Below are 12096 nucleotides of genomic sequence, written 5' to 3'. Positions count from 1 at the left end.
CCGGCTACTCTGCTCGGCCGGACAGGTCCGATCACGAGGCGTATGGGATCGGGCACATGCTGTACAGACGATGGACACCACGCGGCAATCACGCCGAAACGGACGGGAAACGGCACACCGGGCATCCTCCGGCCGTGCGCCGCTGAAGGGCGGCGCGGCCGGGACGCGCGGTGCGACCGGTGGTGCGAACATCGGCACGGGGCGTGCACGTACGCGACCGCGGTACGCGTGTTCGTAAGCGGAAGGTGACCGGCCACCGCGAGGGGCCGAGAAGAGAGTGACGATGACCGAGGCACGGGGGTCGGCCGGCCTGAACGGCACAACGCACGCTCGGCACACGCCCGGCACACCCTGCTGGGTGAGCCTGATGGTGCACGGGATGGCCGCGACCCAGGAGTTCTACGGAGCGCTGTTCGGCTGGGAGTTCCGGCCGGGACCGCAGCAGCTCGGCCCATACGTGCGGGCGCTGCTCGACGGCCACGAGGTGGCGGGGATCGGCCAGCTTCCGCCCGACCGGCATCTGCCCGTCGCCTGGACGCCGTATCTCGCCTCGGACGACGTGGACCTGACGGCCGGGACCGTACGGCACAGCGGCGGCACCGTGGGCGTCGGTCCCCTGGACGCCGCCGAGGCGGGGCGCCTGGCGATCGCCTCGGACCCGACGGGTGCCGTCTTCGGCATCTGGCAGGCGGCGGCCCACCTGGGCACGGGGATCACCGGTGTGCCGGGCACCCCCGCCTGGAACGAGCTCGTGACCCGCGACACCGAGAGCGTCGTCAAGTTCTACCAGGGGGTCTTCGGCTACGAGCTGGAGCCGGTCGTCTCTGCCGACTTCGACTACGTGACCCTGTACATCGACGGCCGCCCGGTGGCCGGCGTCCACGGCGTCGGCCACGGCCTGCCCCGCGACCGAGGGCCGCACTGGATGACGTATTTCGAGGCCGCGGACGTGGACGATGCCGTCGAGCGCGTCGTCGAGCTCGGCGGGCACGTCCTCAAGGCCGCCCACGACTCGCCCTACGGGCGGGTGGCGACGGTGGCGGATCCGGAAGGGGCGATGTTCTCGCTGATCCACGCCGTCCGCTGAGGCCTTGGAATGCCCCTGAGGTCAGGCCGAGGCGATCGGCAGCACGTCCGGCGACAGGGCGCCCGCGCGAGCCGTCGCGGCCGTCAGACGGCGGCGGTGGTGCCGGCGACACAGGACCTCGTAGCCGATGTCCTCTGCCTGGTTGACGTCGCCGACGACGACCTGGGCGCCCTCGACGACCATCTCGCCGCCTATCGTGCGGGCGTTGTGGGTGGCGCGGGCGCCGCACCAGCACAGGGCCTCGACCTGGAGGACCTCGACCCGGTCGGCCAGCTCCACGAGGCGCTGGGAGCCGGGGAAGAGCTTGGAGCGGAAGTCGGTGGTGATGCCGAAGGCGAAGACGTCGATGCCCAGGTCGTCGACCACACGGGCCAGTTGGTCGATCTGCCGGGGAGCCAGGAACTGGGCCTCGTCCGCGATCACGTAGTCCGCCCGGCCGCCCTGTGAGAGGTGGTCGACGAGGTACGCGTACAGATCCTGGTCGTCCGCCACCTCCACCGCGTCCGTGACCAGGCCGAGGCGAGAGGAGAGCTTGCCCTCGCCCGCGCGGTCGTCGCGCGTGAAGATCATGCCCTGCAGGCCCCGCGCCGAGCGGTTGTGCTCGATCTGGAGAGCCAGCGTCGACTTCCCGCAGTCCATCGTTCCGGAGAAGAACACCAGCTCGGGCATGGGGAGTTGAGCACCTTTCGGCAACAGAAGATCGGGAGGGGTGTGGCTTCAGGAGCGTACTTGCAACAGGGGCACGAGCTGCTCGACGGGGGTCATCGAGCCGTGGTTGCCGACCATCGCCGACTCCTTCGGCTCCCGCTCGGTCGCGATGATCAGGACGTCGTCGCGAGCCGCCGCTACGACGTCGCCGATCCGGGCATACACCCGTTCGTCGACGTGCGGGCCGAACCAGCCCGCGGCGATCGCCTCGTCCCGCGAGGCCACCCAGAACTGCTCGCCGAGCACCTCGCGCCAGCAGGTCAGGACGTCCGCCTCGGCACCCGGCACCGCGTAGACGTGCCGGGCGCGGCCCTCGCCACCGAGCAGGGCGACCCCGGCGCGCAGCTCCCAGTCCTCGTCGAAGTCGATGCGGTGCTGCTCGTCGAAGGGGATGTCGATCATGCCGTGGTCGGCGGTGACGTACAGGGCGCTGCGCGGCGGCAGCTGCTCCGCGAGGCGCTGGACCAGGCGGTCGACATACATGAGCTGGCCGCGCCAGGGGTCCGAGTCGACGCCGAAGCGGTGGCCCTTGCCGTCCACCTCCGCGTAATACGTGTAGATCAACGAGCGGTCCCCGGCGGCCAGTTGTTCGGCCGCGAGGTCCATGCGCTCCTCGCCGGACAGCCGTCCGTGGAACGTGCCGCCGCTCAGTGCGATCTTGGTGAGCGGGGTGTTCTGGAAGGTGGGGGACGAGACCTGCGCGGTGTGCACGCCCGCCGCGTCGGCCAGCTGGAAGACCGTGGGGTAGGGCTGCCAGGCGCGCGGTTCCGTCCATGGGTTCCAGCGGAGCTGGTTCATCAGCTCGCCGGTCTCCGGGTTGCGCGCGGTGTAGCCGGGCAGGCCGTGCGCGCCGGGCGGCAGGCCGGTGCCGACGGAGGCGAGGGAGGTCGCGGTGGTCGCCGGATAGCCCGCCGTGATCGGGCGGCCGGTACCGCCGCGGGAGGTCGCCAGGAGCGACGTCATGAAGGGGGCCTCGTCGGGGTGCGCCTTCAGCTGCTCCCAGCCGAGACCGTCGATCAGGAAGACGCAGTTCCGGTCGGACTCGGTCAGCTCGGGTATCGCGACGGTCATGCCGGGTACGGCCATGCCCGCTGCGAGCGTGGGCAGCAGGTCGGCCAGCGAACCGGCGCCGTACTCGGGGACGGGCGCGGAGTCGACGGCGAGGGGTTCCGGGTGGTCCCAGGTGGGCAGTGCCATCAGTGCGTGATGTCCGCGGTCGCCTCGGAGAGGGACTGCGCGAAGGCGAGGGCCTGGCGCACGGTCTCCGGGCCGTCCCCGGCCTCGCTGACGCGCAGGCTCAGGTCGTCCGCCGTCGAATTGCCCGTATAGCCGTGGTCCGCCTCGCAGTTGGGGTCGCCGCAGGCGGCGGGCTCCAGGTCGATGCGGGAGACCGCACCCCAGCCGATGGTCAGGACGACCTCGCGGGGCGGCGTGCCCGGCGTGTACGACTCCGGGTTGGCGACGACACGGCTGACGACGACCGACGAGATCCGGCCGATCTTGACCGACTCGGTAGACGTCGTGGCGTACGGCGTCGGCGACGTCGTGTCCGCGTTCTGCTCGTCGGTGTGGCTCACGATGAAGCGGTTGCCGGTGAGGACGAGCACGGTGACGTGCCGCCGCACCTCGTTCGCGTCGAACGTCGTCTCCTGGTGGACCAGGTACGACCGGATGGCCTCGCCGCCGATCGCGGCCTCCACCGCCTCGGCCACGAGGGCCGGGTAGTAGCCGCTGCGCTCGATCGCCGCTCGCAGCCCCTGGGTCGTCGTACTGGTCTTGGCCATGACGTCCATCCTACGGGGGCCCACTGACTGCGAGGCACCGCTCGCGGGTGTCTGTCGTGGACGGAACAGATACGCGAATGGATCAGGGCGTGGGGATCGGAGCGCGGGGATCGGTGGCGGCTCAGACGACGGGGAGAGTCCGCGGGCCGAGATCGTCGCGGACAGGAGCGCGCGCCAGCCGCACAGTGGCGCTCAGCACACTCAGACCGCGCGGGGCGACGACCACGGGCTCCAGCGAGACCGCGACGACCTCCGGATGATCGTCGACAAGCCGGGACACGCGCAGCATCAGCTCTTCGAGGGCCGCCGTGTCCACCGGCGCGGAACCGCGCCAGCCGAACAGGAGCGGCGCCGTCCGGATCGACCGGACCAGCGAGGTCGCGTCCCGGTCGGTGACCGGAATCAGCCGGTGCGCCGTGTCCCCCAGCAGCTCCGAGGCGGCCCCGGCGAGCCCGAACGAGAGCACCGCCCCGGCCGCCGGGTCGATCACCGCCCGTACGACGGTGTCGACTCCGCGCGGCGCCATCCCCTGCACGACGGGCCGCAGCTCCTCCGGCTTCCCGAACAGCTCCGTCAACTCCGCGTACGCCCGCCGCAGTTGCTCCTCGTCCGCCAGATCGAGCCGTACGCCGCCCAGGTCGGCGCGGTGCCGCAGGTGCGGGGCGGTGGTCTTGAGGGCCACGGGGTAGCCGAGGGTTCGCGCGGCCGCCACGGCGTCGTCCGGCGTGGGCGCCGGCAGGGCACGGCGTACGTCGATGCCGTACCGCCCGAGCAGCACACAGGTCTCCTCCCCGCCGAGCGTCAGCCCCTCCCCCCGCGCGAGCAGCCCGTCGATCTGCTCGGCGGCCCCCTTCTCGTCGATGTCCTCGTACTCGGGCACCTTGCCCGGCTCGGCGGCGTCACGCCGCCACTGGGCGTACTTCACGGCTTGCGCGAGCGCACGGACGGCACGCTCGGCGGCGGGGTAGGCGGGGATGAGACGAGCCTCTTCAGGTGCTTCGACCTCGGTGCGCAACCGCTCCGCAGGGCGATGGGGGTCCCCCCGCTCGAGCGTGGCCGGGAGTGGGGAAGGGTGGGCACCGCCCGCAGCGCCGGGTGCCGACTCAGCCGCCTGTGGTGCCGTGCTGGCGGCCGCGGACAACGCCTCGGCGAGCCCACCAAGCTCGACATGCACCACCAGCACCGGCTTCGCCGGAAGCGAGGCCGCCGCCGAGCGCAGTGCCTCGGCCAAGGCTGCGTCTTGAGCGGACGTCTCCCCCACCGCCGGTATGGCGGTCACGACAACGGCGTCGCACTTGTCGTCGGCCAAGGCCCGCACCAGCGCCCCATGAAAGTCCTCCGCGGAGGCCCCCGTAGTCAGATCCAGCGGAGGAAGCGGCCGAAGCCCTTCGGCAAGACACGCGTCGTACGTGAGCAGCCCGAGCGACTCCGAGTTCCCGAGGATCGCCACCCGAGGCCCGGGAGGAAGCGGCTGGCGTGCCAGCAGAAGCCCCGCATCGACGAGCTCGGTGATCGTGTCGACCCGAATCACCCCCGCCTGCCGCAGCAGCGCGGACACCGTGGCGTGCGGCAACCGCGTGGCCCGTACGGCATGCCCCTGGGGAGCCGCCCCGCCGTGCCGCGCCCCCTGGACGACGACCAGAGGCTTCGCCGCCGCCGTCCGCCGCGCGAGGCGCGTGAACTTGCGTGGGTTGCCGATGGATTCGAGGTACATGAGGGCTACGTCGGTGTCCGGGTCGTCGTACCAGTACTGCAGTACGTCGTTGCCGGACACGTCCGCCCGGTTCCCGGAGGAGACGAACGTCGACACACCGGTCACCCCCGTGACGCCGCCGCCGCGCCGGTGCAGCCGGGACAGCAGGGCGATCCCGATGGCGCCGGACTGGGCGAACAGGCCTATCCGCCCGGGGCGCGGCATCTCGGGCGCGAGCGAGGCGTTGAGGCGCACGTCGGGGGATGTATTGATGACCCCGAAGGCATTCGGCCCGATGATGCGCATCCCGTACGTACGCGCCTGGCGCACGAGTTCGCGCTGGCGCTCGCGCCCCTCGGGGCCGCTCTCGGCGTACCCGGCGGAGACGACGACGAGCCCCTGCACCCCGTGCTCGCCGCACTCGGCGACGACCTCGGGGACGAGCGGCGCGGGCACGGCGACGACGGCGAGGTCGACGGGCTCGTGGATGTCACGGATGGAGCGGTGCGCGGGGACTCCGTCGAGTTCCTTCTCCTTAAGCGCCCTGTTGACCGCGTACAGGCGGCCGGTGAATCCGGCGTCACGGAGGTTGGTGAGGACACTGCGGCCGACACCTCCGGGTGTGCGGCCCGCGCCGATGACGGCGACCGAGCCGGGTGCGAGCAGTCGCTGCACGGACCGGGCCTCGGCACGCTGCTCCCGCGCGCGCTGCACGGCGAGCGACCGGTCGGTGGGTTCGAGGTCGAATTCCAGGCGTACGACGCCGTCCTCGAAGTGCCTCTTCTGTTGGTACCCGGCGTCCGTGAAGACCTTGATCATCTTGGTGTTGGCGGGCAGCACCTCGGCGGCGAAGCGGCGGATGCCGCGCTCACGGGCCACGGCCGCGACGTGTTCCAGAAGGGCCGAGGCGACCCCGCGGCCCTGGTGGGCGTCCTGCACGAGGAAGGCGACCTCGGCCTCGTCGGCGGGCGCGGAGGCGGGCAGGCCGTCGGCATTAATGCGGTCATAGCGTACGGTGGCGATGAACTCGCCGCCCACCGTGGCCGCGAGACCCACCCGGTCCACAAAGTCGTGGTGCGTGAAGCGGTGGACATCCTTGGCGGACAGTCGCGGGTACGGCGCGAAGAAGCGGTAGTACTTCGACTCGGCCGAGACCTGCTCGTAGAAGCTGACCAGGCGGTCGGCGTCATCAACGGTGATGGGCCTGATGCGTGCGGTACCACCGTCACGCAGCACCACGTCCGCCTCCCAGTGAGCGGGGTACTCGTGCCGGTCCGACGAGGTCTGCATGGGGCCCAGAGTACGGCTCGCGTCCGACAACGGCGCGAGGCAGTCTGTGGGCAACGGAAGTCGGATCGAGGCCGCGATCCGACGACACTCCGGAGGGGACGAAGGACCGCTCCGGAGACGCTTCACGATATGGGACACTGGTCTAGACAACCCTGAAAACCTGAAGGGCAGCATCACATGGCTGAGCGCCGCGTCAACGTCGGCTGGGCCGAGGGCCTCCACGCCCGCCCCGCTTCCATCTTCGTCCGGGCCGCGACGGCCTCCGGTATCCCCGTGACGATCGCCAAGGCCGACGGCAACCCCGTCAACGCGGCCTCCATGCTCGCTGTCCTCGGGCTGGGCGCCCAGGGCGGCGAGGAGATCGTCCTCGCGTCCGACGCCGAGGGTGCGGACGCTGCCCTCGACCGTCTGGCGAAGCTGGTCGCCGAGGGGCTTGAGGAGCTCCCCGAGACCGTCTGAGCATTACGGACACCATGCGGCTGAGCCGCGTCACCCATTCCCGGGCGGCGCGGCTCAGCCGTTTTCCGTACACCGTCCAGGAATTCTGCGCATGTCACCCGCGCACCCCGCGTCGCACCCACGAAAATAACACGCACCGGAATTCTCGGCACGCGAAAAGAGGGGCAGCGGAAATAGGGCCCTGCCGAATATCCCTCTTTGTATACGGCGCCCGTGTTAATGCCGCAGGCCCGTCATGTTTACGGGAGGTTGCGAAGTCCTCACACGGTCCGGACGATCTCCGCCGCCGGGAAATCGGAGCCGGTGCGCGACCGCGGCACGCTCGGTGTGCAGGGCCGTGATCGCCCGGGCCCGCTCGCTGTCACCGCGCGCCACGGCGTCCACGATGCCGCCGTGCTCCGCCCAGGACTCGGCGGGGTTGGCCGGCGCCTCCACCGCGTACATCCATGCGATCTTGTGCCGCAGCTGGGCGAGCGTGGAGGTGAGGGCGGGGCTTCCGGAAGCCTGCGCGAGGGTCTCGTGGAACCAGCCGCCCAGCGAGCGCAGGTCCTCGCTGTGGCCCCTCCTGGCCCGCTCCTGACCCAGCCTGACCAGGCCTCGGAGCACCTTGAGGTGGGCCTCGGTACGGCGCTGCGCGGCCCGCGCGGCACCCAGCGGCTCAAGCAGCATGCGCATCTCCAGCAGGTCGGAGGCCTCCTGCTCGGTGGGCTCCGCGACGCACGCGCCCGCGTGCCGACGGGTGACGACGAAGCCCTCGGCCTCCAGCGTGCGCAGGGCCTCGCGCACGGGGACGCGCGAGACGCCGTAGCGCCGCGCGAGCAGTTCCTCGGTGAGCCGGCTGCCTCGCTCGTAGACACCCGCGACGATGTCGTCACGGATCGCCGTGCATACCGAGTGCGCCGGAATACGCATGACCGGACCTCCGCTTTAATCCCCGCGAAACGCCATCGATTGACGCTTGTTCAGTGACTCTATTGCAGGGAGCCGGAATTTCCGATGGCAGGCCGGAATCCAGGGATATTTTTTGGACACACGGCCGCCTGAAACGACGATGCCCCGGCTCGGCGAGCCGGGGCATCGGAAGTGGCGAAGAAGCGGTGATGCGCTTGTCAGACGTTCACACCGTGCGAACGAAGGTACGCCACCGGGTCGATGTCCGAGCCGTACTCCGCGGTCGTACGGGCCTCGAAGTGGAGGTGCGGCCCGGTGGTGTTGCCGGTAGACCCGGAGAGGGCTATCTGCTGGCCCGGAGTCACCGTCTGGCCCACGGAGACGCCGATGGACGACAGGTGCCCGTACATCGTGTACGTACCGTCGTGCATCTTGATGACGACCTGGTTGCCGTAGGCGCCGCCCCAGCCGGCCGTGACGACCGTGCCGGAGCCGACGGCGTGCACCGAGGTGCCGGACGCGGCGTGGAAGTCGACGCCGGTGTGGCTGCCGGAGGACCAGAGGCTGCCACCGGCCTTGTAGCCGGTGGAGATGTACGAGCCGGTGATCGGCAGGACGAAGGTGTTGAGACGCTTGCGCTCGGCTGCGCGGGCGGCGCGCTCCTTGGCCTCGCGCGCCTCCTTGGCCCTCTTCGCGGCCTCCTTGCGGGCGGCTTCCTCGGCCTTCTTCTGCGCGGCGGCCTCGTCGGCGGCGTGCTGCTGGGCGACGGCCTGCGCGTCGATCTTCTCGGCGAGGGTGTCGCCGATGGTGATGATCGGGGTCAGCCCGGTCTGCTCGGCGGAGGTGTCCGCGGCGAGTGCCGGGGCGGCCAGGGTTCCGATGACACCGGTGGTGGCGAGCGCTGCGACGCCGACGGCGTTCGTGGTCGTGCGCTTCACGCGGCTCGGACGACGGTGCTTCCCTGTGCCACAGGTGAACGCCATGTAGGGGCTGATCCTTTCCTTCCTTCTCGCCTACCGGGTTAGCTGACGGGTTCGGAGCAGGAAGGTCTCCTACGGACTCCCTCCTGGGAGGGCGTCCGATTCACCCCAGGGACTGCGTGTGGGTCCCCGGCTCCCCTGGCTCGCGCCGTACGGGGACTCGGCGATGGCTGTCCGGTGCCGCGGGCGCGGCGCACTGCCTGACGAACAGCCCGACCGACGCTAAACGGGGCATCTTTCAAACAACAAACGGATCACGGCCTTTGTAGCGCATGCCACAGGGCAGACAGGCAACCTCCCTATCAATACGGACACCTTGGGGACGAAGCCCGGGAAGTAGGCCGAAGTTCGGGCAAAAGGAGACCCAGGTGACTCTTCAGTCACCTGGGTCTTCAGGGAGTCGCGCTGTCCTACTCGGCCCGGACGACGGTCACTTCACCGATTCCGAGCTCCTTGACGGGCTCCTCGATCTGCGCGGCGTCGCCCACCAGGACGGTCACCAGACGGTCCACCGGGAAGGCGTTCACGGCGGCCGCGGTGGCCTCCACGGTGCCCGTCGCGGCGAGCTGCTGATAGAGCGTCGCCTGGTAGTCGTCCGACAGGTACTGCTCGACCTGGTCGGCGAGCGTGCTCGCGACGGCCGCCGCGGTCTCGAACTTGAGGGGCGCCACACCCACCAGGTTCTGTACGGCGATGTCGCGCTCGGCGTCCGTCAGGCCCTCGGCGGCGAGGGTACGCAGCACCTTCCACAGGTCGTCGAGCGCCGGACCGGTGTTCGGGGTGTCCACCGAGCCGCTGATGGCGAGCATCGCGACGCCCGTGCCGTCCGGCGCGGAGCGCAGCACCTGGCCGAACGCCCGCACACCGTAGGTATAACCCTTCTCCTCGCGCAGGACGCGGTCCAGGCGCGAGGTGAGGGTGCCGCCGAGGCAGTACGTGCCGAGCACCTGGGCGGGCCAGACGCGATCGTGCCGGTCGGCGCCGACGCGGCCGATGAGCAGCTGCGTCTGGACGGCGCCGGGGCGGTCCACGATGATCACGCGGCCGGTGTCGTCGGCGCTCACCGGCGGCACGGGGCGCGGCTCGGCGGACGAGCCGGTCCAGGAGCCGAGCGTGTCCGCGAGCAGCGCGTCGAGGTCGACATCGGTCAGGTCACCGACGATGACGGCGGTGGCCGTCGCGGGGCGTACGTGCTTGTCGTAGAAGGCGCGCACGGCCGCCGCGTCGATCTTCTGGACGGTCTCCTCGGTGCCCTGGCGCGGGCGCGACATGCGCGAGGTCGCCGGGAACAGCTCCTTGGAGAGCTCCTTGGCGGCGCGGCGGGCCGGGTTGGCCGTCTCGTGCGGGATCTCGTCCAGGCGGTTGCGGACCAGTCGCTCGACCTCGCTGTCCGCGAACGCCGGTGCCCTCAGGGCGTCGGCGAGCAGACCCAGCGCCTTGGGGAGGCGCGAGACGGGCACTTCGAGCGACAGGCGTACGCCGGGGTGGTCGGCGTGCGAGTCGAGGGTGGCGCCGCAGCGCTCCAGCTCGGCGGCGAACTCCTCGGCGGAGTGCTTGTCGGTGCCCTCGGAGAAGGCACGCGCCATGATCGTGGCGATGCCGTCGAGGCCCGCTGGTTCGGCCTCCAGCGGCGCGGCGAGGATCACCTCGACGGCGACGACCTGCTGGCCGGGGCGGTGGCAGCGCAGGAGCGTGAGGCCGTTGTCGAGCGTGCCGCGCTCGGGCGACGGGAAGGCCCACGGCTTGGCCTCGCCGGCCTGGGGCTGCGGGTGGAAGTCCATGGTGGCGAGCTCGGTCACTTCGCCGCCTCCTCGTCGGTGTCGTCAGCGGCGTCGGTGTCTTCGGGGGCGATCGGCTCGTAGACGAGCACCGCGCGGTTGTCGGGGCGCAGGCGGGACTTGGCGACCTCCTGGACCTCCTCTGCGGTGACCTCCAGGACGCGCTGCACGGCGGTCAGGGCGAGCTGCGGGTCGCCGAACAGGACGGCGTACCGGCACAGTTCGTCGGCGCGGCCCGCGACGGTGCCGAGCCGGTCCAGCCACTCGCGCTCCAACTGGGCCTGGGCGCGCTCCATTTCCTCGGCCGTGGGGCCCTCCTCGGCGAACCGGGCGAGCTCCTCGTCCACGGCGGCCTCGATGACCGGGACCTCGACGTCGCCGGACGTCTTGACGTCCAGCCACCCCAGGGAGGGCGCTCCGGCGAGCCGCAGCAGGCCGAACCCGGCCGCGACGGCGGTGCGGTCGCGGCGTACGAGCCGGTTGTAGAGCCGGGAGGACTCGCCGCCGCCGAGGACGGTGAGCGCCACGTCGGCCGCGTCGGCCGCGCGCGTGCCGTCCTCCGGGAGCCGGTAGGCGGCCATCAGGGCGCGCGCCGGGACCTCCTCCTCGACGACCTCGCGCAGCTGCTCGCCGATGGTCTCGGGCAGCGAGCCGTCGCGCGGGGCGGGCTTGCCGTCGTGCCCGGGGATGGAGCCGAAGTACTTCTCGATCCAGGCGAGCGTCTGCTGCGGGTCGATGTCTCCGACCACCGACAGCACCGCGTTGTTGGGCGCGTAGTACGTGCGGAAGAACGCGCGGGCGTCCTCCAGGGTGGCCGCGTCCAGGTCCGCCATCGACCCGATCGGGGTGTGGTGGTACGGGTGGCCCTCGGGGTACGCCAGCGCCGTCAGTTTCTCGAACGCGGTGCCGTAGGGCACGTTGTCGTAGCGCTGCCGGCGCTCGTTCTTGACGACGTCCCGCTGGTTCTCCATGGACTCGTCGTCGAGCGCGGCGAGCAGCGAGCCCATGCGGTCGGCCTCCAGCCAGAGGGCGAGCTCCAGCTGGTGGGCGGGCATGGTCTCGAAGTAGTTGGTGCGCTCGAAGCTCGTGGTGCCGTTGAGCGAACCGCCCGCGCCCTGCACCAGTTCGAAGTGGCCGTTGCCCTTCACCTGGCCCGAGCCCTGGAACATCAGGTGCTCGAAGAGGTGAGCCAGACCGGTACGGCCCTTGACCTCGTGGCGCGAGCCGACGTCGTACCAGAGGCACACCGCCGCGACCGGGGTCAGGTGATCCTCGGAGAGCACCACGCGCAGGCCGTTGGCCAGGCGGTGCTCGGTCGCTGTCAGGCCGCCGGAGTCTGCCTCAGCTGTGGCCGTGTGACCCATGGGCATGTACGTCCCTTCGATCGCGGAAAACTGCGTATTTCCTGTCGGTCCTGCCACTGTAT

At 71.0% G+C, this 12096-nt stretch carries 10 protein-coding genes and 1 riboswitch; of the genes, 2 read left to right on the top strand and 8 right to left on the bottom strand.

The window, feature by feature from the left end; all coding sequences use genetic code 11:
- Positions 1 to 283: 283 nt before the first annotated feature.
- Positions 284 to 1087 (top strand): VOC family protein, encoded by an 804-nt coding sequence (locus tag AB5J53_RS35535; RefSeq protein WP_369249692.1) that lies wholly within the window; start codon positions 284 to 286, stop codon positions 1085 to 1087.
- Between the two features lie 21 nt (positions 1088 to 1108).
- Here the strand turns inward: AB5J53_RS35535 and AB5J53_RS35530 are convergent, their stop codons facing one another.
- The 4 genes from AB5J53_RS35530 to AB5J53_RS35515 all read right to left on the bottom strand — a co-directional run bounded on the left by AB5J53_RS35530 (position 1109) and on the right by AB5J53_RS35515 (position 6562).
- A complete protein-coding gene (locus AB5J53_RS35530) occupies positions 1109 to 1756 on the bottom strand; it encodes a thymidine kinase (RefSeq protein ID WP_369249691.1) in 648 nt (215 codons plus the stop codon).
- A gap of 48 nt (positions 1757 to 1804) precedes the next feature.
- Complete coding sequence (locus AB5J53_RS35525; RefSeq protein WP_369249690.1) at positions 1805 to 2992, bottom strand: alkaline phosphatase family protein; 1188 nt, start codon at positions 2990 to 2992, stop codon at positions 1805 to 1807.
- Positions 2992 to 3579 (bottom strand): DUF5998 family protein, encoded by a 588-nt coding sequence (locus AB5J53_RS35520; RefSeq protein ID WP_369249689.1) that lies wholly within the window; start codon positions 3577 to 3579, stop codon positions 2992 to 2994. Before AB5J53_RS35520 ends, AB5J53_RS35525 begins: the two co-directional genes overlap by 1 nt.
- A gap of 121 nt (positions 3580 to 3700) precedes the next feature.
- Positions 3701 to 6562, bottom strand: coding sequence for a GNAT family N-acetyltransferase (locus AB5J53_RS35515; protein ID WP_369249688.1), 2862 nt, complete (start codon positions 6560 to 6562; stop codon positions 3701 to 3703).
- 177 nt (positions 6563 to 6739) lie between these two features.
- On the opposite strand from AB5J53_RS35515, the gene AB5J53_RS35510 reads away from it, so the two are divergent.
- A complete protein-coding gene (locus AB5J53_RS35510; protein ID WP_028802270.1) occupies positions 6740 to 7021 on the top strand; it encodes an HPr family phosphocarrier protein in 282 nt (93 codons plus the stop codon).
- A 216-nt stretch (positions 7022 to 7237) separates the two neighbouring features.
- Here AB5J53_RS35510 and AB5J53_RS35505 read toward each other — a convergent pair whose 3' ends face one another.
- From AB5J53_RS35505 to AB5J53_RS35490, 4 genes are all read right to left on the bottom strand, one after another.
- Positions 7238 to 7933 carry a GntR family transcriptional regulator gene (locus AB5J53_RS35505; RefSeq protein ID WP_369249687.1) on the bottom strand — a complete coding sequence of 232 codons (696 nt, stop codon included), beginning with the start codon at positions 7931 to 7933 and terminating at the stop codon, positions 7238 to 7240.
- A gap of 197 nt (positions 7934 to 8130) precedes the next feature.
- Positions 8131 to 8895, bottom strand: coding sequence for a M23 family metallopeptidase (locus AB5J53_RS35500; protein ID WP_369249686.1), 765 nt, complete (start codon positions 8893 to 8895; stop codon positions 8131 to 8133).
- Positions 8896 to 8907: 12 nt separating this feature from the next.
- A riboswitch (cyclic di-AMP (ydaO/yuaA leader) is annotated at positions 8908 to 9068 on the bottom strand.
- 234 nt (positions 9069 to 9302) lie between these two features.
- On the bottom strand, positions 9303 to 10691 hold the full coding sequence (locus AB5J53_RS35495; RefSeq protein ID WP_369249685.1) for a M16 family metallopeptidase: 1389 nt from the start codon (positions 10689 to 10691) through the stop codon (positions 9303 to 9305).
- Positions 10688 to 12034 (bottom strand): M16 family metallopeptidase, encoded by a 1347-nt coding sequence (locus AB5J53_RS35490; protein ID WP_369252658.1) that lies wholly within the window; start codon positions 12032 to 12034, stop codon positions 10688 to 10690. The genes AB5J53_RS35495 and AB5J53_RS35490 overlap by 4 nt, the downstream gene beginning before the upstream one ends.
- Positions 12035 to 12096: the final 62 nt, after the last annotated feature.

The sequence above is a fragment of the Streptomyces sp. R41 genome, assembly GCF_041053055.1.
In the GTDB taxonomy this organism is placed as follows: domain Bacteria; phylum Actinomycetota; class Actinomycetes; order Streptomycetales; family Streptomycetaceae; genus Streptomyces.
The sequence above is the reverse complement of the archived record's forward strand: the minus strand, read 5'-3'. Positions and strand labels throughout refer to the sequence as shown.